23 protein-coding genes and 1 pseudogene are annotated in these 22,412 nt (G+C 67.1%); 16 read left to right on the forward strand and 8 right to left on the reverse strand.

What is annotated here, in order from left to right; translation table 11 throughout:
* Nucleotides 1-96, reverse strand: a pseudogene (locus HNR51_RS26985) (IS5/IS1182 family transposase); the annotation flags it as partial.
* 86 nt (nt 97-182) lie between these two features.
* The gene (locus tag HNR51_RS24645) at nt 183-1,463 is read right to left on the reverse strand and encodes an O-acetylhomoserine aminocarboxypropyltransferase (RefSeq protein ID WP_141951543.1); all 1,281 of its coding nucleotides are present in this window, start codon (nt 1,461-1,463) and stop codon (nt 183-185) included.
* A 421-nt stretch (nt 1,464-1,884) separates the two neighbouring features.
* On the opposite strand from HNR51_RS24645, the gene petA reads away from it, so the two are divergent.
* The 4 genes from petA (at nt 1,885) to HNR51_RS24665 (ending at nt 5,756) form a co-directional block, all read left to right on the forward strand.
* On the forward strand, nt 1,885-2,433 hold the full coding sequence (gene petA / locus HNR51_RS24650) for a ubiquinol-cytochrome c reductase iron-sulfur subunit (protein ID WP_012454363.1): 549 nt from the start codon (nt 1,885-1,887) through the stop codon (nt 2,431-2,433).
* Nucleotides 2,434-2,467: 34 nt separating this feature from the next.
* Nucleotides 2,468-3,760 carry a cytochrome b gene (locus HNR51_RS24655; RefSeq protein WP_012454364.1) on the forward strand — a complete coding sequence of 431 codons (1,293 nt, stop codon included), beginning with the start codon at nt 2,468-2,470 and terminating at the stop codon, nt 3,758-3,760.
* A 21-nt stretch (nt 3,761-3,781) separates the two neighbouring features.
* Nucleotides 3,782-4,675, forward strand: coding sequence for a cytochrome c1 (locus HNR51_RS24660; protein ID WP_152277158.1), 894 nt, complete (start codon nt 3,782-3,784; stop codon nt 4,673-4,675).
* Between the two features lie 205 nt (nt 4,676-4,880).
* Nucleotides 4,881-5,756 carry an S-methyl-5'-thioadenosine phosphorylase gene (locus HNR51_RS24665; protein WP_012454366.1) on the forward strand — a complete coding sequence of 292 codons (876 nt, stop codon included), beginning with the start codon at nt 4,881-4,883 and terminating at the stop codon, nt 5,754-5,756.
* Between the two features lie 103 nt (nt 5,757-5,859).
* Here HNR51_RS24665 and HNR51_RS24670 read toward each other — a convergent pair whose 3' ends face one another.
* The gene (locus tag HNR51_RS24670; RefSeq protein ID WP_182556690.1) at nt 5,860-6,123 is read right to left on the reverse strand and encodes a YARHG domain-containing protein; all 264 of its coding nucleotides are present in this window, start codon (nt 6,121-6,123) and stop codon (nt 5,860-5,862) included.
* 35 nt (nt 6,124-6,158) lie between these two features.
* Nucleotides 6,159-7,064, reverse strand: a complete 906-nt coding sequence (locus HNR51_RS24675; RefSeq protein ID WP_182556691.1) for a metallophosphoesterase — start codon at nt 7,062-7,064, stop codon at nt 6,159-6,161.
* Nucleotides 7,065-7,253: 189 nt separating this feature from the next.
* Between HNR51_RS24675 and hisB the strand changes: the two genes are divergently transcribed.
* The 8 genes from hisB (at nt 7,254) to coaA (ending at nt 12,549) form a co-directional block, all read left to right on the forward strand.
* Nucleotides 7,254-7,841, forward strand: a complete 588-nt coding sequence (gene hisB, locus HNR51_RS24680) for an imidazoleglycerol-phosphate dehydratase HisB (protein WP_182556692.1) — start codon at nt 7,254-7,256, stop codon at nt 7,839-7,841.
* A 22-nt stretch (nt 7,842-7,863) separates the two neighbouring features.
* A complete protein-coding gene (locus HNR51_RS24685) occupies nt 7,864-8,352 on the forward strand; it encodes a DUF2628 domain-containing protein (protein ID WP_182556693.1) in 489 nt (162 codons plus the stop codon).
* Nucleotides 8,349-9,011: an imidazole glycerol phosphate synthase subunit HisH gene (gene hisH / locus HNR51_RS24690; protein WP_182556694.1), complete on the forward strand. Its 663-nt coding sequence runs from the start codon at nt 8,349-8,351 to the stop codon at nt 9,009-9,011. The genes HNR51_RS24685 and hisH overlap by 4 nt, the downstream gene beginning before the upstream one ends.
* Before the next feature lie 41 nt (nt 9,012-9,052).
* Nucleotides 9,053-9,799, forward strand: a complete 747-nt coding sequence (hisA, locus tag HNR51_RS24695) for a 1-(5-phosphoribosyl)-5-[(5-phosphoribosylamino)methylideneamino]imidazole-4-carboxamide isomerase (RefSeq protein WP_012454372.1) — start codon at nt 9,053-9,055, stop codon at nt 9,797-9,799.
* Nucleotides 9,800-9,822: 23 nt separating this feature from the next.
* Nucleotides 9,823-10,308 carry a DUF29 domain-containing protein gene (locus HNR51_RS24700; RefSeq protein WP_012454373.1) on the forward strand — a complete coding sequence of 162 codons (486 nt, stop codon included), beginning with the start codon at nt 9,823-9,825 and terminating at the stop codon, nt 10,306-10,308.
* A 10-nt stretch (nt 10,309-10,318) separates the two neighbouring features.
* Entirely contained in the window at nt 10,319-11,095 is a 777-nt protein-coding gene (gene hisF / locus HNR51_RS24705) for an imidazole glycerol phosphate synthase subunit HisF (protein WP_152277164.1), read from the forward strand.
* Between the two features lie 120 nt (nt 11,096-11,215).
* Nucleotides 11,216-11,539, forward strand: a complete 324-nt coding sequence (locus HNR51_RS24710) for a phosphoribosyl-ATP diphosphatase (RefSeq protein WP_041371349.1) — start codon at nt 11,216-11,218, stop codon at nt 11,537-11,539.
* Complete coding sequence (gene coaA / locus HNR51_RS24715; protein WP_141951552.1) at nt 11,536-12,549, forward strand: type I pantothenate kinase; 1,014 nt, start codon at nt 11,536-11,538, stop codon at nt 12,547-12,549. The genes HNR51_RS24710 and coaA overlap by 4 nt, the downstream gene beginning before the upstream one ends.
* A gap of 717 nt (nt 12,550-13,266) precedes the next feature.
* Here coaA and HNR51_RS24720 read toward each other — a convergent pair.
* Nucleotides 13,267-14,139: a hypothetical protein gene (locus tag HNR51_RS24720; RefSeq protein WP_239681524.1), complete on the reverse strand. Its 873-nt coding sequence runs from the start codon at nt 14,137-14,139 to the stop codon at nt 13,267-13,269.
* 530 nt (nt 14,140-14,669) lie between these two features.
* On the opposite strand from HNR51_RS24720, the gene HNR51_RS24725 reads away from it, so the two are divergent.
* Nucleotides 14,670-15,803, forward strand: coding sequence for a transglycosylase SLT domain-containing protein (locus HNR51_RS24725; RefSeq protein ID WP_012454378.1), 1,134 nt, complete (start codon nt 14,670-14,672; stop codon nt 15,801-15,803).
* A gap of 242 nt (nt 15,804-16,045) precedes the next feature.
* Nucleotides 16,046-16,567 (forward strand): response regulator, encoded by a 522-nt coding sequence (locus HNR51_RS24730; RefSeq protein WP_182556758.1) that lies wholly within the window; start codon nt 16,046-16,048, stop codon nt 16,565-16,567.
* 54 nt (nt 16,568-16,621) lie between these two features.
* On the opposite strand, the gene HNR51_RS24735 is transcribed toward HNR51_RS24730, so the two are convergent.
* The gene (locus HNR51_RS24735) at nt 16,622-17,128 is read right to left on the reverse strand and encodes a hypothetical protein (RefSeq protein ID WP_182556695.1); all 507 of its coding nucleotides are present in this window, start codon (nt 17,126-17,128) and stop codon (nt 16,622-16,624) included.
* A 462-nt stretch (nt 17,129-17,590) separates the two neighbouring features.
* On the opposite strand from HNR51_RS24735, the gene HNR51_RS24740 reads away from it, so the two are divergent.
* On the forward strand, nt 17,591-18,268 hold the full coding sequence (locus HNR51_RS24740) for a L,D-transpeptidase (protein ID WP_012454381.1): 678 nt from the start codon (nt 17,591-17,593) through the stop codon (nt 18,266-18,268).
* A 116-nt stretch (nt 18,269-18,384) separates the two neighbouring features.
* Here HNR51_RS24740 and HNR51_RS24745 read toward each other — a convergent pair whose 3' ends face one another.
* Together HNR51_RS24745 and HNR51_RS24750 are read right to left on the reverse strand one after the other, a co-directional pair.
* Nucleotides 18,385-18,705 carry a hypothetical protein gene (locus HNR51_RS24745; RefSeq protein ID WP_182556696.1) on the reverse strand — a complete coding sequence of 107 codons (321 nt, stop codon included), beginning with the start codon at nt 18,703-18,705 and terminating at the stop codon, nt 18,385-18,387.
* 194 nt (nt 18,706-18,899) lie between these two features.
* Nucleotides 18,900-19,376 carry a phasin gene (locus HNR51_RS24750; RefSeq protein ID WP_012454383.1) on the reverse strand — a complete coding sequence of 159 codons (477 nt, stop codon included), beginning with the start codon at nt 19,374-19,376 and terminating at the stop codon, nt 18,900-18,902.
* A gap of 240 nt (nt 19,377-19,616) precedes the next feature.
* On the opposite strand from HNR51_RS24750, the gene HNR51_RS24755 reads away from it, so the two are divergent.
* Entirely contained in the window at nt 19,617-22,178 is a 2,562-nt protein-coding gene (locus tag HNR51_RS24755; protein WP_182556697.1) for a PAS domain-containing sensor histidine kinase, read from the forward strand.
* Nucleotides 22,179-22,412 lie beyond the last annotated feature (234 nt).

Raw genomic sequence — 22,412 nt, forward strand, 5'->3', positions numbered from 1 at the left:
CCGGTCGTCGTTGCGTTCGGGCCCGGGCTGGTTCTTGGGCATGAACGGTTCGATGACCACCCACTGCTCGTCCGACAGCCAGAACAAGTCCGCCACGGCGCGCCTCCCTGTCTCAAGGTGCACCATGGAAGCCACATTACGTCGACAGATCAATACCTTGATAGGGTTTTGACCCTAGACCCTCACGCCCGCAGGGCGGCGTCGAGATCGTCGATGAGATCCTGCGGATCCTCGATGCCGATCGAGAGGCGCACAGTCTCGGGGCCGGCGCCCGCTGCCCGCTTCTGCTCGTCGGTGAGCTGGCGGTGCGTGGTCGAGGCCGGGTGGATCACCAGCGAGCGGGTGTCGCCGATATTGGCGAGGTGGCTGAAGAGCTGGAGGTTCGAGACCAGCTTCACGCCGGCCTCGTAGCCGCCCTTGAGGCCGAAGGTGAACACGGCCCCCGCGCCCTTGGGCGTGTAGCGCTGCGCCAGCGCGTGGTAGCGGTCGCTCTCCAGGCCCGGATAGCTCACCCAGTCCACGAGGTCGTGGCTGCTGAGGAAGGTGGCCACCTTCAGGGCGTTGTCGGAGTGGCGCTGCATCCGCAACGGCAGCGTCTCGATGCCGTTGAGGATCAGGAAGGCGTTGAAGGGCGACAGCGCCGGCCCGAGATCGCGCAAGGAGAGCACCCGCACGGCGATGGCGAACCCGAAATTGCCGAAGGTCTCGGCCAGCACCATGCCGGCATATTCCGGCCGCGGCTGCGACAGCATCGGGTAGCGTTCGTCGCCCTGCCACTGGAAGGTGCCGCCGTCGACGATCAGGCCGCCGATGGAGTTGCCGTGACCGCCCAGGAACTTGGTGGCCGAATGCACGACGATGTCGGCGCCGTGCTCGAACGGCTTGATCAGGTACGGCGTCGCCATCGTGTTATCGACGATGAGCGGGATGTTGTGGCGCTTGGCGATCACCGAGAGCGCGGCGATATCGGTGATCACGCCGCCGGGATTGGCGATGGACTCACAAAAGATCGCCTTGGTGCGCGGGGTGATGGCGCGCTCGAAGGAGGCGGGATCGTCGGTATCGGCCCAGACCACCTGCCAGCCGAAGTTCTTGTAGGAATGGTTGAACTGGTTGATCGAGCCGCCGTAGAGCTTGTTGGCCGCGATGAACTCGTCACCCGGCTGCATCAGCGCGTGCAGCGTCAGGAACTCGGCGGCGTGGCCCGAAGCCACGGCGAGCGCGGCCGTGCCGCCCTCCAAGGCAGCGATGCGCTCTTCCAGCACCGCATTCGTCGGGTTGGTGATGCGGGTGTAGATGTTGCCGAAGGCCTGGAGCCCGAACAGCGAGGCGGCGTGGTCCACGTCGTCGAAGACGAAGCTCGTCGTCTGGTAGATCGGGGTCGCCCGCGCGCCCGTGGCCGGGTCGGGGGTCGCGCCGGCGTGGATCGCGAGGGTGTTGAAGCCGGGCTGGCGGTCGGTCATCGGAAAACTCCTCAAGACGCGTCGTTTACGCCCGTGCCTTTCGGCGGTGCAAGCGTTGCGGCCGCATGGAGCCCCGTGAGGCCGCGGCGCGTCTCAGGCATCGGCCGTTCGGCTGCCGAACCCTCGACGGCGTCTTCCGGGGTTTCGATTGCTGCTCCGCGGTAACGATCAGCGGGGATCGTTGCAGTGCGGCACGGCGCAGCAAGCGCGGCAGTCTGGACATGTTCGCATCTGGCATGTCAGAGAGCCGCACAGGAAATAAAACGGTAATCCGGTGACCCACGGTCGCATTGATTGCCGCGGCGCGATGGTGTCTCCCGTTGCGTCGGACTTCGAATTTGAAAGCCTCCAGGGCGCGGGCGGCCAGACCGGTCGGGTGCGATGAGAGGCTCGGCGCGACGGCTGACGGGAGGGTTGCACCTTGGCGGACGAAGGGCCTCAGGGCACCAAGCGAGATTTCCTGTTCCTCGCCACCGGCGCGGGACTGGCCGTCGGGGCCGGCGCGGTGGCATGGCCCTTCGTGGCGTCCATGGCACCGGACGCCGCGACCGTCGCGGCCGGTGCGCCGCTCGAGGTCGATCTCAGCCCGATCCAGGACGGCCAGATCGTCAACGTGTTCTGGCGCGGCAAGCTGATCTTCGTGCGCAAGCTCACGGAGAAGGAAATCACGGACATGAAGGCCGTGCCCCTCTCCGAGATGATCGATCCGGCCACCTTCGATTCCCGGGTGAAGAAGGGCCACGATCAGTGGCTCGTGAGCTACGGCAACTGCACCCATCTCGGCTGCGTGCCGATCGGCCATTCCGGCAATTACGAGGGCTGGTCCTGCCCCTGCCACGGCTCGCAGTTCGACGCCGTCGGCCGCGTGCGCCGGGGCCCGGCGCCGACCAATCTGCCGATTCCGCCCTACGCCTTCGAGACCGATACGAAGATCAAGATCGGTGAAGAGGGCGGCAAGGCGGTCGCCTGACAACAGGACACGAGAAGCCGGAGCGGGCAAACCGATGAGCAGCGCACACGCGACCTCGACCTACGTACCCAAGAGCCGCGTCGCGAAGTGGTTCGAGTCACGGCTCCCGCTGGTCGGGCTGGTGCACTCGTCCTTCGTCGCCTTCCCGGTTCCGCGTAACCTCAACTACTTCTGGACCTTCGGCGCGATCCTGATCGCCTTCCTCGGCATTCAGATCATCACCGGCGTCTGGCTGGCGATGCACTACGATCCGAGCTCGGCCAACGCGTTCGAGAGCGTCGAGCACATCATGCGCGACGTGAACTACGGCTGGCTGCTGCGCTACGCGCACGCCAACGGTGCGTCGATGTTCTTCGTGGCGGTCTACGTCCACATCTTCCGCAACCTCTATTACGGGTCCTACAAGGCCCCGCGCGAGGTGCTCTACCTGCTCGGCGTCATCATCTACCTCCTGATGATGGCCACCGCCTTCCTCGGCTACACCCTGCCGTGGGGCCAGATGAGCTTCTGGGGCGCCACCGTCATCACCAACATCCTGGCGGCGATCCCCGTGGTCGGCGACACGATCCAGAGCCTGCTCTGGGGCGGCTACTCCGTCGGCAACCCGACCATCAACCGCTTCTTCTCGCTGCACTTCCTGCTGCCGTGGATGATCGCCGGCGTCGTCGTCCTGCACGTCTGGGCCCTGCACGTCACCGGCCAGAACAACCCGGCCGGCATCCCGATCAAGTCGAGCAAGGACGCCGTGCCCTTCACCCCCTACGCGACCATCAAGGACGTGTTCGCGGTGGTGGTGTTCATGATCCTGTTCGCGTGGTTCATCTTCTACCAGCCGAACTATCTCGGCCACGCCGACAACTACGTACCCGCCAACCCGTCGGTGACGCCTGCGCACATCGTGCCGGAATGGTACTTCCTGCCCTTCTACGCGATCCTGCGCGCTGTTCCCGATAAGCTCGGCGGCGTCATCCTGATGTTCGGCGCGGTGCTGATCCTGGCCTTCGCGCCCTGGCTCGACACCTCGCGGGTCCGCTCCTGCAACTACCGTCCGGTCTACCGGGTGTTCTTCTGGGTGTTCCTCGTCAACGCCATCCTGCTCGGCTGGCTCGGCGCCAAGCCCCCGGAGGGCGGCTACGTCCTCGCCTCGCGGATCTGCACCGTCTACTACTTCGCCCACTTCCTCATCGTCATGCCGCTGGTCGGCCTGTTCGAGACGCCCGACCGTCTGCCGGGTTCGATCCTCGAGACCGTGACCGGTCCGGGCAAGCAGGTGAGCGGCTCGGGCATGCCGGCGGGTGCTGCGGCCGAACCGGCCAAGCGCGCCTAAGGCTTGAGGGAGAGAACAACGATGCGCATCGCACGCCTCGCCGCCGCGGCTCTGCTCGCGGCCTCCCTCGGTGCCGGCTCGGCGCTCGCCGAGGACGGACACGGCACCAATCCGCCGCGGGAGAAGTGGAGCTTTGCCGGCATGTTCGGCCGGTTCGATCAGGCGCAGCTCCAGCGCGGCTTCCAGGTCTACAAGGAAGTCTGCGCCAACTGCCACTCCATGCGCCTCGTCGCCTTCCGCAACCTCGCGGAGCCGGGTGGCCCCGGCTTCACCGAAGGGCAGGTCAAGGCGCTGGCCGAGACCTACAGCGTGAAGGAGCTCGACGATTCGGGCGCCGAGAAGGAACGCCCGGCCCGCCCGGCCGACCGCTTCCCGTCGCCCTTCCCGAACGACAAGGCGGCCGCTGCGGCCAATGGCGGCAAGGCGCCGCCGGATTTCTCGGTGCTCGCCAAGGCCCGCACCTACGAGCGCGGCTTCCCGCTCTTCGTCTTCGATGCGCTGCCGGTCACCGGCTATTCCGAGCAGGGCGTCGACTACATCCACGCGCTGCTGACCGGCTACGAGGACGCCCCGAAGGGCTTCACGATGCCGGAGAGCGGCTACTACAACAAGTATTACCCGGGCCACGTGATCGCGATGCCCAACCCGCTCAGCGACGGGCAGATCACCTATCCGAAGAACGACAAGGGCGAGCCGGTCGTGCCGGAGACGGTCGAGCAGTACTCGCACGACGTGGCGGCCTTCATGGCCTGGGCGGCCGAGCCGCACATGATGGCCCGCAAGGCCCTGGGTCTGCGCGTGATCCTGTTCCTGATCGTGCTCGCCGGGCTGCTCTTCTACGTGAAGAAGCAGGTCTGGAAGAAGGTCGGCGGCGAGGTTCATGGCCTGCAGCCGGAGCTGCACAAGACCTACTGACCGGATCAGCGGATCGGACGGACGAACGGGCCCCTCGCGGGCCCGTTTGCGTGTCGGGGGAGGCCTGCGTTAAGGGTTTCCCATCGCCGGACGAGCCGATCCGGGCGCATTCAAAACGTCATCGCCGATGCTTATGCCCGGTCCCGCGAGGAAATCGCGCGGCGCGGGTCGCGTGAGTTTCGGCCATACAACAAGGGATTCTTGCATGACGGCAGCGGTTCTCGGCGTGATCGGCGGCTCGGGCGTCTACGACCTGCCCGGCCTGGAGGATATCCGCGAGGAGACCATCGCCTCGCCCTGGGGTGAACCCTCCGACGCGCTGCGCATCGGCCGCATCGGTCAGACCAAGGTGGTGTTCCTGGCCCGCCACGGGCGCGGCCACCGCTTCTCACCCACCGGCATCAACTACCGCGCCAATATCGACGTGCTGAAGCGGGCGGGCGTGACCGACATCGTCTCGCTCTCCGCCTGCGGCTCGTTCCGCAACGAGCTACATCCCGGTCTGTTCGTGCTGGTCGATCAGTTCGTGGACCGCACCTTCGGTCGCGCGACCTCGTTCTTCGGCAATGGCTGCGTCGCCCACGTGTCCTTCGCCCACCCGGTCGGGCCGGCGCTCCAGAAGCGCATCGCCGCGGCGGCGGAGGCCGAGGGCATCTCGGTGCACAAGGGCGGCACCTATGTTTGCATGGAGGGGCCGCAATTCTCGACCCTCGCCGAGTCGAAGCACTACAAGGCGGCGAATTTCGACGTGATCGGCATGACCAACATGCCCGAGGCCAAGCTCGCCCGTGAGGCGGAGATCACCTACGCCACCATCGCGATGGTGACGGATTTCGACTGCTGGCATCCGAGCCACGATAGCGTGGACGTCGCCTCGGTGGTCGCGGTGGCCCGCGCCAATGCCGGCAGGGCGGCGCAACTGGTCGCCCGCGTCGCCCTCGACTTCCCGGCCGAGCGCGAGGATTGCCCGGCCGGCTCGCACCGGGCGCTGGATGGTGCGATCATGACCGCCGCCGCCCACCGTGACCCGGAGCTGGTCGCCAAGCTCGACGCCGTCGCCGGCCGCGTGCTGAACGGCTGAGGCGCACCCTCGGCTGAGCGCCGCTTCGGTCGAAGGCACGGTCCCCCCTCTCCGCCTGTGGGAGAGGGGCATTCACGGTAAGGGCGGATATCGGCGTAGAGCCTCAGCGGGCGCAGCCGGCGGCGCGTTCCTGGCGCTGGATGTCGGCGATGTCGGCGCGCTGGCGGGCGGAGAGCGGCACGTCGGCCAGTTCGTCGTACCTGCAGCCGGCATTGCCGAAGGCGCGGATCGCGCGCTCGGTGCGGAAGCAATAGCCCGCATCCTTATAGATCGCATTGCGCTCGCCCCACAGCTCGTCGCAGGGGAAAGCCGCCAGAGCGGGCCAGGCCGTGATCGTCACGACAAGCGCAGCGGTCAGTCGACGCATGAAACGGGCTCCGTTCCACCGGAGCACGGACGTCCTCAGGCGGTCTTGAGGTTGAGCGAACGGCTCGGCTCGCGGCCGAACCCCTGGATCTCCAGACGGTCGCCCACGATCTCGACGATGGCGAAAGCCGAGCTGTCCGGCGTGTCTACCATGCCGCGGAAGTTCACGTAGTGGATTCCGTCGCGCTCCGCGTAGTTGCCCGCATGGTTGTGGCCGTTGAAGTAGGCGATCACGTGCGGCCGGTTGGCGAAAAGCGCCGTGAGCCGGTTCGCATCCCAGAGATTGTGCGGGTTTTCCGGCGCGACCGGGTAATGGTTGAGCACGACGACGCGCTGGTTTTCCGCCCGCGCCGCCGCCAGCCTCTGTTCCAGCCACGCGAATTGCGCGTCGCTGAGGGAGCCGTTCCACGGCTTGGCATTCGGCCGGTTCTCGGCCTTGGCCCGCTCCAGCCGCTCGGCGGCAAGCCGGCGGCGCGGGTCGTCGGGGGGCGGGGCGAACAGCGAGACATCATTGCCGTCGAGGACGACGAAGCGGATGCCGCCGACGGCGAAGTCGTAAGAGGGGGCCTCCATCCCGAGCAGCCCTGCCGTCCGCCCGAGAAACTCGGGCGCTACGTCGAAGTCGTGGTTGCCGAGCAGGAAGCGGGTCTCGTGGCGCAGCATCCGGTAGATCGGCAGGATCTTGTCGTAGCTCGCGATGTCGCGGTCGATGATGTCGCCGAGCGTCACCACGAAGCGCAGATCCTCGGCGTTCAGGACAGCGACGGCCGCACGCATCTTGTCGAGGCTGTTGGCGTAGTAGCGGTTGAGGGTCAGGTTGGGCGGCGCCTCGGCATATTGCGGGTCGGCGATCACGCCGAAGCGCAGCCGCTCCGTCGTGGCGCCCGCCGGACCGGCAAGGAGCGCGGCGCTCGCGGCGAGGACGGAACGGCGGGACAACATGGCGGCGCCTCGACATGTGGGGATGCGGCAGGCTCGCCCGCCCGCATGACCTGCGGATGACGCGGGGGCGTTCCTCGTTGAATCCTCTCCCGAAAAGCCTTCCCCCTCCGGGTAAAACCACACTACAAGGCAGGCCCGGCCGGCCGCTCGCGGCCGCGGCCTGTTTCAGGATCAGATATTCAGCACGCGATGCGTACAGCCAGCATCAGCCGCCGCACGGCGGAGACCGACGTTTCCGTCTCGATCGATCTCGACGGCACCGGCAAGGCCACGATCGCGACCGGCGTCGGCTTCCTCGATCACATGCTGGAGCTGTTCGCCCGGCACGGCCTGTTCGACGTCACGATCAAGGTCGAGGGCGACCTGCACGTCGATCAGCACCACACCACCGAGGATACCGGCATCGCGCTCGGCCAGGCGGTGGCGAAGGCGCTCGGCGACAAGCGCGGCATCGCCCGCTACGCCGACATTCACCTGCCGATGGACGAGACGCTGAGCCGGATCGCGATCGACATCTCGGGCCGGCCGTTCCTCGTGTTCCGCACGACGTTCCGCGTCGAGAAGATCGGCCAATTCGACACTGAGCTGGTGCGTGAATTCTTTCAGGCTTTTGCGATGAACGCCGGAATCACGCTGCACGTCGAGACGCTCTACGGTGACAACGCGCACCACATTGCCGAGAGCGTCTTCAAGGGGCTGGCCCGGGCCTTGCGCAAGGCGGTCGCCATCGATCCGCGCGAGGACGGCCGCGTTCCCTCCACCAAGGGATCGCTCTGAGACTGGACGAGGAGGAGCGAGAATGCGGACCTATACGCTGCACGTTCCCGAGGGCGCTCCGCGGGGTGACGCCCGTGCCTTGGAGAAGGCGCACATCGTGCGCGACGGCTTCTCCTGGGGCGCCTTCGCCTTCACGGTGCTGTGGTTCGTGCGCCACCGCCTCTGGCTTGCCGCGCTTCTCGTGCTGGTCGGACTCGCTGCGCTCGGATTCGCCGGCCGGGCGCTCGGCCTCTCGCCCTTCGCGGCGCTGGTCGCGGTTGGGCTGGCGAGCCTCCTAATCGGCATGGAGGCGTCGAGCCTGCGCCGCTGGACCTACGGCCGCCGGGGCAAGCCCGCCCGGGACGCGGTGATCGCCGGCTCGCAGGAGGAGGCCGAACTGAAGGCCGCTGCCCGCTGGCTCGATGCGGAGGCGGCCCCCGGCGTGGCCACCCCGGTCGCGAGCCGCCCGGCGCCCCGCCGCGGTGACGACGCGGTGATCGGCCTTTTCCCCGCAAGCGAGGGTGGACGGTGAGCGAGCAGACCGTCGCGATCATCGATTACGGATCGGGCAACCTCCACTCGGCGGCCAAGGCCTTCGAGCGCGCGGCCCGCGAGGCCGGGCTCGACGGCACCCGCATCGTCGTCACCGACGTGCCGGAAGCCGTGACGGGCGCCGACCGCGTCGTCCTGCCCGGCGTCGGCGCCTACGCCGATTGCCGCCGCGGCCTCGACGCGGTGCCCGGCATGGTCGAGGCGATGACCGAGGCGGTGAAGGGGAAGGGCAAGCCCTTCCTCGGCATCTGCGTCGGCATGCAACTCATGGCGAGCCGCGGCCTCGAATACGAGGAGACCGCCGGCCTGAACTGGATTCCCGGCGATGTCGCTCCGATCGAGCCCGCCGACCCCGCCCTCAAGATCCCGCATATGGGCTGGAACACCCTGCATCTCGACCGCGAGCACGCGCTGCTGCGCGACATCGCGATCGGGGAGGGGGGCCTCCACGCCTATTTCGTCCATAGCTTCGCGCTGAAGGCGGCGGAGCCCGCGGACGTGGTCGCCCATGCCGAGTATGGCGGCCGGATCACCGCGATGATCGCGCGCGACAACATGGCCGGCACCCAGTTCCACCCTGAGAAGAGCCAGCGCCTCGGCCTCGCGCTCCTCGGCAACTTCCTGCGCTGGCGCCCCTGAGGGCGCCTGCTTCCGACACACCGATTCGGGCGAGTCCACGCGTGATCCTGTATCCGGCCATCGACCTCAAGGAAGGGCGCTGCGTCCGCCTCGTTCAGGGCGACATGGCCCAGGCCAAGGTCTTCAACGACGACCCCGCGGCGCAGGCCGCGGCCTTCGAATCCCAGGGCTTCTCCTGGCTGCACGTGGTCGATCTCGACGGCGCCTTTGCCGGGGCACCGCGCAACGCCGCGGCGGTGGATGCGATCCTGGCGCGGGTGAGCATGCCGGTGCAGCTCGGCGGCGGCGTGCGCGAGATGCGCACCCTCGAAGGTTGGCTGGAAAAGGGCGTGAGCCGCGTCATCATCGGCACCGCGGCGGTGCGCGATCCGGCCTTCGTCCGCGAGGCCGCCCGGCGCCATCCGGGAAAGATCGCCGTCGGCATCGACGCCAAGGACGGGCGCGTGGCAGTCGAGGGCTGGGCCCAGACCTCCAGCATGACGGCGGAGGAACTCGGGCGCCGCTTCGAGGATGCGGGTGTCGCCGCGATCATCTACACCGACATCGCCCGCGACGGCATCCTCAAGGGCCTCAATATCGAGATGACGCTGGCGCTCGCCGCCGCCGTGAACATCCCGGTCATCGCCTCGGGTGGCCTCGCCTCGATCGCCGACGTCGAGCGCCTGCTCGAGCCGGACTGCGCCGTGCTGGCCGGCGCCATCACCGGACGCGCCCTCTACGACGGCCGGATCGACCCGAAGGAGGCGCTTGCCGCCATCGCCCGCTCCCGGAGCGGTGCCGCTTCGTGATAGGGTGCGGGCAGGAGGCTCGCATGAGTGCTATGAAGGCTGCCGCCGTTCAGACCCGGTCCGGCACCGCCTATGAGGACGACTTCTACACTTGGACCCAGGAGCAGGGCGCGCGCCTGCGGGCCGGTGACCTCTCGGCCCTCGACCTCGCGAACTTGGCGGAGGAGATCGAGAGCTTGGGACGCAGCGAGTTCAACAGCCTCGTCGGCGCGTGGCGCGTGATCCTGCTGCACATGCTCAAGTTCGATCATCAGCCGGACAAGAAGACCCGAAGCTGGGCCATTTCGATCGCGGCACAACGGAAAGAGGCAGAGTTCATCCTCAAGGACAACCCGGGCCTGAAGCGTCGCTTGGATGAGGCGTTGGAACGCGCCTATCACGGCGCCCGACTCGGTGCATCGAAGGAGACGCGCCTTCGCTTGAAGCGCTTTCCCGAGACCTGTCCCTACTCTCTGGAAGACATCCGGTCGCGGCCCTTCCCCGTCGATCCTGACGATCCGATTGCCTGAAAGCCTCCCTGTGCTCAAGACCCGCATCATCCCCTGCCTCGATGTGAAGGACGGGCGCGTCGTGAAGGGCGTGCAGTTCCTTGAACTGCGCGATGCCGGCGATCCGGTGGAATCGGCCAAGGCCTACGACGCGGCCGGGGCCGACGAACTCTGCTTCCTCGACATCACCGCGAGCCACGAGGACCGGGGCACGCTGCTCGACGTGGTGAGTCGCACCGCGGAAGCCTGCTTCATGCCGCTCACCGTCGGTGGCGGGGTGCGCACCGTGTCCGACGTGCGCACGCTCCTGCTGGCGGGCGCCGACAAGGTCGGCATCAACACGGCGGCCGTGAAGAACCCCGATTTCGTCGCCGAGGCGGCGGAGAAGTTCGGCGACCAGTGCATCGTCGTGGCGATCGATGCCAAGCGCGTCTCCGGGCCGGACGAACTGGCACGCTGGGAGATCTTCACCCATGGCGGCCGCAACCCGACCGGCCTCGACGCGGTCGAATTCGCCCGAAAGGTCTCCGAACGGGGGGCCGGTGAACTCCTCGTCACCTCCATGGACAAGGACGGCACCCGCTCCGGCTACGACCTCGCGCTCACCCGCGCCATCGCCGACGCGGTGAAGGTGCCGGTGATCGCCTCGGGCGGCGTCGGCGGGCTCGACGACCTCGTGGCGGGCGTGCGCGACGGCGGGGCAAGCGCGGTGCTCGCCGCCTCGATCTTCCACTTCGGCCAGCACACGGTCGGCGAGGCGAAGAGCCATATGGCCGCCGCGGGCCTTGCGATGCGGCTCGATCCGTAACGGGTATCCGGTGCGCGGCTGCCCGCGGCCCTTGACCGGGGGCCTGAGCCTGCGCAGGGTCCGGGACAACGGTGTCCGATCATGCGATGCCGCATGATATCGGTTCCGTTTGCACGCCTGATGACGAAGTTCAGCCTCGACGATCTCGCTGCCCTCGTGGACAGCCGCGCCGGCACGCCGCCCGAGACCTCCTACACGGCAAAGCTCCTTTCCGAGGGCCCGGCCAAGGCGGCCAAGAAGCTCGGTGAGGAAGCGGTCGAGGCGGCCATCGCCGCGGTCCAGGGGGACCGCAAGGCCCTCGTTTCGGAGGCGGCGGACGTGCTCTACCACCTCGTCGTGACGCTGAAGGCGGTGGGCGTACCCCTCGACGACGTCATGGCGGAGCTCGGCCGGCGCACCGCGCAGAGCGGGCTCGCCGAGAAGGCGGCGCGGAGGCATACATGATCGGGGCGCCGATCCCGTCGGCCGGGATCGAACCGGAAGAGCGCCAGAATCCGGTGACCGGCCAGGGGCCGAGCCGCCTCTCGCCCTACCGGATCTTCTCGCGGGACGAGTGGGCCCAGCTTCGCGCCGACACCCCGCTGACGCTGACCGCCGAGGATATCGGCCGGCTGCAATCCCTCAACGACCCGATCTCCATCGAGGAGGTTGTGGCGATCTACCTGCCGCTCTCGCGCCTGCTCTCGCTGTACGTTGCCGCCACGCAGGGGCTGTTCAAGGCGACGCAGCGCTTCCTGCTCGCCGAGCACGACGCCAAGGTGCCCTACATCATCGGGCTCGCCGGTTCGGTGGCGGTCGGCAAATCGACCACGGCGCGGGTGCTGAAGGCCCTGCTCGCCCGCTGGCCCAACACCCCGAAGGTCGATCTCATCACGACCGACGGGTTTCTCCATCCCAACGCCGAATTGCAGCGCATGGGCGCGATGGAGCGCAAGGGGTTTCCCGAGAGCTACGACAGCGCCGCCCTGCTGCGCTTCCTCGCCGACATCAAGGCCGGCCACAAGCGTGTCGCGGCCCCGGTCTATTCCCACCTCGTCTACGATGTCGTGCCCGGCGAGGAGCAGGTGATCGAATCGCCCGACATCCTGATCGTCGAGGGTTTGAACGTCCTCCAGCCGGCCCGCCTGCCGCGGGACGGCACAGCGATTCCCTTCGTCTCCGACTTCTTCGACTTCTCGATCTATCTCGACGGGCACGAGGACGACCTGCACCGCTGGTACGTCAACCGCTTCCTGCGCCTGCGCCAGACCGCCTTCCGCGACCCGCTCTCCTACTTCCGCAAATACGCCGAGGTCACCGAGGCCGAGGCGCTGGACATCGCCGACCGGCTCTGGACGACGATCAACCTGCCGAACCTGCGCGACAACATCCTGCCCACCCGCCAGCGGGCGAGCCTGATCCTGGCCAAGGGCCCGAGCCACCGCATCGAGAGCGTGGCGTTGCGGCGGTTATAGGCCGTGCTGCTGGTACACGGAAGCCGCTGTCGGCGTATGGAGCGGGGTGGGATCGTTGATCTTCGGTATGACGCGTCACCTCGACGGATGTGTCTGAGCCGCGGTTCGAGTCATCACAGATCACGGTTCGATTTGCCCATTGATAAAGATCTGGTGATGCGCCTTCACCGTGCGAGGCAGTTCAGGGCCGCCGCTGCGAACGACCCCTGTTCGACGAATTTTTCGGAGGAGAAGTGTCCTACCCGCAAAGAGGACGAGGAACCGGTCTCGGCGTATAAGTTCGGCACTCCCCATAGCTTCCATCCTCCTGAAGGAAGCAGATTTGGGCAGAGCCATCATCGAATTCATTGAAGCAGATGGGGGATTTTTCGAGTTCGTGGCTTCTGGCGACGAGCAGGGAGAAGAGCCCGGACAAAGCCGTCTTCTGCGCTTCTGCTGCCGTTAGCACAGATGCCACACGCCTTGGCGGTGGATTAGACGTCGCAGTTGCTAGGACTCCTTGTGTCGCGGAGATCGTGCGGACGGAAGCGACCACAACCGAATCGCTGGCCGGCATGCTTTCGGGTGATTGTGCGCCGGATCTCGTTTTGTAACTCTTCGGCTTAGCTGCGGGGGGCTTTGCCTTCGACTTGAGTTTCCGCGACTTTTTCGTCTTCTTCGATTCTTTCGACATTCTTGCCTCCTATGGATGATAATCGTCCCGGCAGAATGGGGGCATCACTGTGAAACAGCGGATCGGAAGCCGTTCGAAATTCCGCTCGTGATTTGTGACGTGAAGTGAAATTGCTCTGCTATGGGAATGAGGGACTTTCCGCCCGCCGCTCGATCAACTGGACCGAATGTAATCAGGAGATCATGTGTCTTGTCACGACTTGTGCTAAAGAATGGCCCATTCGGATTCACAGTGGCTCTGACCAGGGTCCACGTCGGGGTCGCGCTGGCGCTGGCGATGGTTTGAAATGAAACTTGGTGGGAGAGTACGTTTTTGCGGCCGGGTTCCGGATCGTCGGCATTCCCCAGCACGGTTGCCAGTATTCGGCCGTACAGCAAATCTGAGAGCTTGAGATCGTTTTGAACCAGCAGTGAGCCGTTGCGCTGTTCGCCGCTCGCATCGCACCGCGGCCCGTTCGGGCGAAACAGATCTCTCACAGTATAAAAGATATTCATCTTCTCGATCCGGGTCGCTTCCGCCGAACCGGAGAGGCCAAGCGCGGCGTTGAAGACGAAGTCCGTTGCGGGCGGAGGCTTCAGCAGTGCGGAGGGGCTAATGGTCGTCTTCTCGACGATCGTGAAGGTGAACGCGACCTCAGCGCCCCAGTTGTCGAGGAAGGCAGAGTAGACGCGTCCACCCGGGATCTCCGATGCGCGCCTGAGATCACGGCTCACCACCCGGGTGATTGCATCTTGGAGCTGGCAGCGAACACTTCTGACAACGGCTTGTATCATGTTCTGAGCGCCCGCCTGACTCGTATCATGCGGGAACTCTGTTAGATCCGGGACAACCGTCCCACAGCCGGGCAGCAACATGACAAACAAGAATGCTGCCGATGTTGATTTGATTTTCATAGCCTGCCCAATTTGCGCCGGCACGAGGCATTCTCTTTTTGATTCTCGGATGCGGCGATATTTCGATACTGCCGTGGGTATTTGCAGATGCAATGATAAAAATGCCACATTGTGCCTGAATATTCAAAAATTACGATGCGGGGGACGACAGTGCCCTGGATAATATACACATATATATGTGTGGGTCTATTTCTGAAGTAATTCCAACAAATCAACACAACATGGCAATATGAATTATGATCTATTATTGTAATTAATCGGGCATACGATGATGCAATCGCAGTGTAGGGGCGCAATTTCCTGCCCCGGCTGCCCGTTGTCGTGTCTCGATTGGGGACTGTTCGATTTGTTCTGCTAACGCAAGCCATTACGATGCTCTGCGGCTGGCCGTGAAAAACATCGGGGACAACGCCCCAAACGGCTCAGCTTGCCTGCAAATTGCCGCGGCTTGCCCTGGGGATGCCACAACCTCGGCCGTGTTTGCGCCACATCCGGCGGCGTAACTGTTGCCCACACGCCGCTGGCGCCATCACGAAGAGTGAGCGACGACAACGATGCAGGGCCGTACGATCGGATCGCCGCGTACCACCTCGATGCCGCGCAAGAGCGGGCGTCCCACCCCGTCCTCCGACGTCATCACCCTCAATTCCCGGACGGGCCGCGATCACGGCAGCCGCACGGCGCTGGTGCGCTCCATCCTCTCCATGACGCTTCTCGCCGGGGGGTTGAGCGCGGTTCTGCTCAATGCCGGCACCGATCTCGGCCGGGCCGAGGCCTCGACCAAGGTGTCCGACCTCGCCATGCCGAAGCCGCGCCTTCAGGCGCTGGCCCCCGAGGCGCCGGTGCCGACCGTGCTGGCGGCCTCCGCGAGCTTCCACCCCGTGGGCGATCTCGACACGGAACTCGGCACCAATACGGTGGACCGCGTCTCCTACGACTTCCTGCTCTCGCAGACCTCGACCGGCGATCCGAACGACATCCTCGAATTCGGGCCGATGAAGATCCGCCGCCACCTCGTGCAGACCATCGTCAAGGCGGCCCAGGCGGTCCAGACCGATCCGGTCCTGCTCATGGCGGTGGCCGACAAGGAATCGAGCTTCATCACCGCGGTCCAGGCCAAGACCTCCTCGGCCACCGGCCTGTTCCAGTTCATCGAGCGCACCTGGCTCGGCGTGGTCCGCGATTTCGGCCCGAAATACGGGTACGAGAAGGAGGCCGCCCTGGTCGTGCCGGATGCCAACGACAGGCCGTCGATCCAGGATCAGGCCGAGCGCACCCGCATCCTCGACCTGCGCCGCGACCCCTACCTCTCGGCTGTGATGGCCGGCGAGATGCTCAAGCGCGACGCTGCCCGCATCGCCCTCAAGATCGGCCGCGAACTGAGCCTCGGCGAGGTCTATCTCGCCCACTTCCTCGGGCCGGACGACGCGGAGAACTTCCTGTCCCAGGTGGTCGACAAGCCGACCGCCGCCGCCGCGACCCTTCTGCCGGGTCCGGCCCGGGCCAACCGCTCGATCTTCTTCGGTGGCACCACCGGCCGCGGACGGCACCGCAAGCCCGCGAGCCTCTCCGTTGCCCAGGTCCATCAGAAGTTCGAGGCGATGATGAGCACGCGCGGCGACCGTTATCGCGACGTGCGCAGCGTGGCCGGCCTCATCACCCTCGCCGACGCCGACAGCGTCCAGTAGGGCGGACTGGAGGGCGGGCGCTGCGTCCGCCCGCCGCGCGGCTGACCCGCACGGTGAAAATCTTCATTCGACGCAACTGAGCGGCGCCCGCCCGCTTTGTTGTCCTGTGCGGCGTCGCGACCCTTGCCGTTCTCAAGAGGTTTTCCGCCGCTCTGGATGCGCGAGAGAGGATTGTTTCCTTGACCGACTCGTTTCGAGACCGATCGCGACGGGATTTCGCCGACGATCCCCTGTTGCCCGGCATGAAGCTCGACCAGATCGGGCAGGCGCTCGCCTCCTGCTACGACAACCTCGTGGCGGAGGGCATCCCGGATCACCTCGCCGCTCTGGTCCGACGCGTCGATCATGCCGAACGTACCACGCCCGCGAAGGCCGATGGCCCGGAGGCACGCATCGTCCTCGTGGTGGAGGACGAACGCGACACCCGCGAACTCGCCGAGAGCGTGCTCGAAGAGACCGAGATGCGCGTCATCGGCTGCGACAGCGCCGAGCGTGCGCTGAGCGTCCTGCAGGAGCGCGGCGGCGACGTGGCCCTGGTCTTCGCCGATATCCGCCTCGCGGGCGCGATGGACGGGCTTCAACTGGCCCGTGCCATCGCCACCCTGTGGCCGCGCACCCGGCTGGTCGTGACCTCCGGTGTCGAGCCGGAGCCCGGTGTGGCGCTGCCGGAGGGGGCCGTCTTCATCCCGAAGCCCTGGCGCGCCTTCGATGTCCTGGTCGAGGCCGAGCGCGCCGCCCGCGACCCCTCGCCTCCGGTCAGCTGACCCCCTGGAGGCGCCGAGCCGGGACCTATGGCGGTCCGCGTCGAAAAGGTCGGCTCAGGCTGCCACCGCCTCGCGGCGACGGCGCCGGGGGAGAAAGAACAGGGCCGCGCCGATCAGGCCCAGAACGCCCGCAGCCGAGCCGACATAGATGAGTTCCTGGTCGGTCTGTTCCTGATGCGCGGTATCGGCGAGGACGACGACGTTCTCATCGGATTTTGGCGATCCGGCCTCGCCCGCGATGTACTTGATCGGCAGGCGATCGACGGCGAGTTGGTTGTCGACGATGACCTGCGCGGCCAGCGCGTGCGAGATCGAGACCTCCTCGACCTTCCGCCGCACGCCGCCGCCATCCGTCCAGCTCAGATCGAGCTTGTAGCTCGTTCCACCGCGGCGGCGTTTCACCCGCGTTGCGCTGTCGACGGTCGCCTCGGTCTGAATGCCCATCGCCATCACGTCGCGCCGGCGGTTGCCATCCTGCCAGCAGGCGAGCGCCACGATCGGTCCGCCGACTGCGCAGAGAACCGTGAGCCACTTCAGCTTTCCGAGGATCCAGCCCACCATACCTTCGACCTCTTCAAAGTTTCGAGGTGATCAGGCTAGGATGAGGCGAAGGAAAACGCAAACTCATCGAGCCGTGATCTGGTTCCATTGCGGATTTTTCGCGCGAAATCAGGGCTTTATGGCGGCTATGGCAGATATGAGCCTCCGCTCGATCGTGCGGCGCAGTCGGCGCGTGCCGGTGCGCTTGCCCGACGCGATCGAATGCGCTCGCGGCTTCTCGACGTCAGGGCTGATTCGCGGTCGAAACGGGAGCGGGATGCCTGAGAGCGGCGATCTCGCACGAGGCCGGCGGCCGGCCCGCTCGATCCGACGCGGCCGATTTGGGAGTAACCACGGCGGTGCGGCCAAGCTCATGTGAGCCGCCGCACGGCGGAGTCGTGGAAAATCCGTAAACGGCAGGGAACCGAGCAAGCACAGTCACGCTTGTTAAAGCAAAGATTACTGCACAGGTAGGCACCTGCGATGAAGACCCTGGCATCTGTTCTCGCCGGCGTTGTCGGCGTCTGTGTTCTTGCGACCAGCTCCGTGAGCGCCGCGCCCTACGATCCGTTCGGCTCGGACGACGACTATCAGGAACAGTCGCAAGGCGGCTGGCCGGTCTACGACCCCTACGCGACCCAGCGCCGCTCCGGCGCTCAGGGCTACGGCCAGAGTTACAATCAAGGCTACGGCGAGGCCGAAGCCGCCCAGGCACAGGTCGCGCGGATCCCTCGCGAGATCGTTTCGTTCAACGGCCGCTACGCGCCGGGCACGATTGTGGTCTCCACCGCCGAGCGGCGCCTCTACTACGTGCTGCCGGACGGACAGGCGATCCGCTACGGCGTCGGCGTCGGCCGGCCGGGCTTCACCTGGAGCGGCGTGAACAAGATCACCGCCAAGCGTGAATGGCCGGGCTGGACCCCGCCGGCGGCGATGCTGGCCCGCCGCCCCGACCTGCCGCGCTACATGGCCGGCGGGATCGAGAACCCGCTCGGGGCCCGCGCAATGTATATCGGCAAGTCGGAATACCGGATCCACGGCTCCAACGAGCCGGATACGATCGGCCAGGCCGTGTCGTCGGGCTGCATCCGCATGACCAACGAGGACGTGACCGACCTCTATTCCCGCGTGAAGGTCGGGGCGACGGTCATCGTCAACTGACGGCGCTCATCGAGCGTCTGAAGCAGGGATGAGAAGAGAGGCGCGCCGGCGAAACCCGGCGCGCTTTCTCGCGTGTCGGATCCTGCCCTTCTTCAGAGGCCGTCCGCCCCTCGGCGCTACGGCGCGACGCGGCCAACCGCCGTGCGCGGGCCGTTCAGGAACGAGACCGGCATATCGCAGAAGCAGCGCGCACCGAGCGGACGCGGGCCCGGCAGCGGACAGGAAAACGGCTGAAGGCCGCTGATGCCGGACTGCACGGCATCGCAATTGAGACCCATGGCACGGCGCGGCGGCGGGCCGCCCCAGTCACGGTAGGCGCGGGCGCGGGGCGGCGGCGCGTCGTAGCCGTCATCGTAATACTGCGCCTGGGCCGGTGCGAGGCTTCCGGCCGCGACGGCGAGCAGGGCTGCGAGGCCGAGAGTAGGAACGGGACGCATCGTGTCCAAAACCTCCGCTGGGCCGCCGGAAGACGGGCGGCACGGCCGCGAGCCTTGCGGCGTCCGGGAGGCGGAAAAGAGGCGAAGCGCGCCGTTCCCGTTCGCGGGAGACGTGCGGAGCGAAAACAGCCCGCTCCGTCGAGAGCGGGCCGTCATCTTCGAGGAGGAGTTGGCGGAACCCCTCGAACGAGGCGTCAGGAGGTCGCCTTCTGGGCGTCGTTGGCGTTCTCGCGGGCCGTCTCGACACCCTGCTCGTAGGCCTGGCGGGCTTCCGCGGCACCCTGCTGCATGGCGCTCTTGGCGTTCTCGGCGCTCTGCTGGAACGCGCTCTGCGCCAGGCCGCCGAATTCCTTGGCCTGCGCCTGGATTGCGGCGAATTGGGCGCGCACGAACTCGGCCTGGTGCTGCATCGCCTCTTGGACGTCACGGGCGCGGACGAGTTTCTGCGCGAGGTCGAACGCAGCGTTGACGTTCTGCTCGGCGTACTCGAAGCCGCGCGACGAGATGTTGGTGGCGTTGGTGCGGGCGAGGTCCGTCGAGCCCTGAACCGTGTCCGCGGTGCGGCGGGCGGCACCGATGAACGAGTCGAACGCCTTACGGGCCTGCTCGACGCTCTTTTCGGCGAAGTCGCGCATTTCGGTCGGGATCTCGTAATTGGGGGTGCTGCTCACGTCTCTCTCCTCTGTTTGGCATCGAGCGCTCGTTGTGCGGCGCACAATGTGCAATGCAAAATAGCGCGGTGGTGGCCATTTTTCCAGCCCCGAGGGGCCAATTAAGGTTACCAGTTGATAAACGTGTGGCGGCGGGTTTCAGTGTCCACGTCCGTCGGCAGTTAAGTTACACAGGAAGCTTGTGTTCATGCCCCAGGTGTCCAACCGCAGGCGATGAAGGGGCTCATGATCAGGGTTCGGATGTCGGACCACGCTGTGCAGGATTCGTTGCCGGGGGACGATTCGGCTGTTCTCGCCGCGCTGACGCGCTGGCGCGGCGACGCCTCGACGGCGCATCTCGTGCGCGAAGGCGGGGCGCTGCTCGTTCTCGACGGAGCGGCGGAGCGGATCCTCCACGCCGCCGGCGCGGCACTCGCGCTGCGGGCCGGCGTTGCCGGTGCGGACGGGGGGGTGCTTCCCGCTTTGCGCCTGCCCGAGCAGATCCGTCGCGCCGGCACCTTGGACGCGCGCCCCCGTATGGTCCGCCTGCGCTTCGATCCCCGCGGCGTGGCGCCTCCGGTGGTCGTCCTGGCGGCGCGTGCCGAGATGGAGCCCGGCCGCTCCGTCCTCCTCCTTGCTCCGATCGGACCGATTCCCTCCCTGCGTCCGTTCGAGGCCGGGCCGGCGAAGGCCGAGCCGCCATCGCAGAGGGCGAGCCAACCCGACGCGCAGCCCGAAGCGTCCACGCCCGCTCCGGCCCCGTCGCCTGCGATGGCGACGGAGGCCGGTCCCGATCAGCCAGAGGCGACGGCGGATCTGCCGGCGCGGCTGATCTGGCGCAGCGATGCCGAGGGCGTGCTGACACAGGTCTCGCGCACGCATCCCGACCTCGCCGAAGCGCTTCTCGGCCAGTCCTGGGCCATGCTCGCCATCGACGGCGTGATCGAGGGCGCGGCGCTGACGGAGGCGCTTTCGGCGCGCCGGACCTTCCGGTCCGTGCCTCTGCTGGTGCGCGGGCGTGCCTACGAGCACGCGCTCGAAATCTCCGGTGCTCCGGCGGGCCGCGCGACGGAGGACTTTTCCGGCTTCGGTGGTTTCGCGATCCTCGGCGAGCGGTCCCCGCGCGCGATCGAGGAGGATGCCGCGGCTGAGACCGAGTCCGGCGGATCGGACGCCCAGCGGGACGCCGAGCCCGTTGCTGGCCCCGACGTGGAGGACGGCCTATCGGTGAACGAGCACGCGGCCTTCCGCGAGGTGGCGCGCATTCTCGGATTGCGGTTCGCGCCCGACCTGTCCGCCGAGGCCGTCGAGGCCGGGTCCGCGGATTCGGCGACGGTGAGTTCGGTGACGCCGTTCCCCACGCCGCCCGGCCGGATTGGCGAATCCGAGGCGCGCGCCCGCGCCGCGCTCACCGAACTGCTCGAGAGCCTGCCCCTGGGCGTGCTCGTCTATCGTGGCAGCGAGATGCTGTTCGCCAGCCGCGCCTTCCTCGATCTCACCGGCTACGCCGACCTGTCGGCTCTGCGCGAGGCCGGACTGGCGCACCTCTTCCGCGGCCTGCCGCCTGGGGAGCGGGAGATCGCCGGGCCGGTTCCCTTCGCCCGGTCCGAGGGCGGCACGGTGGCCCTCCTCGTCGATCGGGCCGGCCTCGTCTGGGAGGGGGCTCCGGCCGAACTCTGCCTCGCGCGGGCGGCACCTGCCGCCGCCGCGCTCCAACTCCCCGCCGTTCCGCCCAATGCGGCGCGGTCGCGGGCGGAAAAGGTGCTGGAGAGCCTGGAGGAGGGCGTCGTCACCCTCGACGCGGAAGGCCGCGTCGTCGGCCTGAACCCGAGCGCCGCCGAACTCGTCCACGCCCATCCCAAAGAGGTCGTGGGCGGGCGTTTTGCCGATCTGTTCGCGCCCGAGAGCCTGCCGGCGCTGGAGACGGCGGTCACCGATTCCCGCCGCTCCGGCGCGAGCGAGATCCACGGCGTCACGCCACGCACGGGCGCGGCGGCTCTGCGCCTGCGCATCGCCCGTCTGCTGGGCGAGGACGCGCCGGGCTACTGCGCCAGCCTGCGCGAGATCCGCGACGACGAGCCGGCGCTTCCGGCCGCGGGCGAGCCGGCGCGGCGGGAGGCGTCCGAGGCGGAGGCCGTGTGGAAGGCCAATGCGCTCGCCCGCGTCAGCCGCGAGATCCGCCCCTCGCTCAACGCGATCCTCAGCCTCACCGAGATGATGCTCTCCGACCGCTTCGATCGGGCGGATGCCGAGCGTCTGGAGGCCTACCTGCGGGAGGTGCGGCTCTCCGGCGGCCGGATCGCCGGCCTCATCGACGACCTGCGCGACCTCGCCGAGATTCAGGCCGGCCGCGGCAAGCTCACCTTTGCCGAGCTTGCCCTCAACGAGCTCGTCTCCTCCTGCATCGCCGCACAGCAGGCGCAGGCGGCGCGGGATCGCATCGTCCTGCGCACGAGCCTCGCACCGGATCTGCCGGCCATGCGGGCGGACATGCGCTCGATCCGGCAGGCGACGCTGACCGTGCTTGGAAATGCCATCCGCGTGACCGAGGCGGGCGGACAGGTGATCGTCTCGACCACCCGCGCCGAACGGGGCGGGATCGCCCTGCGGGTGCGCGACACCGGCACCGGCATGACCGAGGACGAATTGATGGGCGCCCTCGAACCGTTCCGGGCAGATATCGCCCCCGCCGCGGAAGGCGAGGAGAGAGGGTTCGGACTGACGCTGACCAAGGCGCTCGTCGAGGCCAATCGCGGCCGCTTCCGCATCACCAGCCGCAAGGACGAAGGCACCCTCGTCGAGATGCTGTTTCCGGCCGCATGACCGCTCGGCCGGCACGCGCTCCGGCCGGCCCGCCAACACGGCGCACCGCTAATTCTTGCGATCCGACAAGCCTTTCCCGGATTACCAATGGGAAAGCCGAGGCTCTATGGAGCCTCCAATGAATTATGGTGCAACTCGATTGCGCAAAATTCCAGGGCACGACTTTTTGGTGCTTGCCGGGTGTATTCAACTGCGCTTAAGAGTTTTTTCGGAAGCCCCGGCTGCGCGGACCTT

It is taken from the genome of Methylorubrum thiocyanatum (genome assembly GCA_014138645.1).
Taxonomy (GTDB): domain Bacteria; phylum Pseudomonadota; class Alphaproteobacteria; order Rhizobiales; family Beijerinckiaceae; genus Methylobacterium; species Methylobacterium thiocyanatum.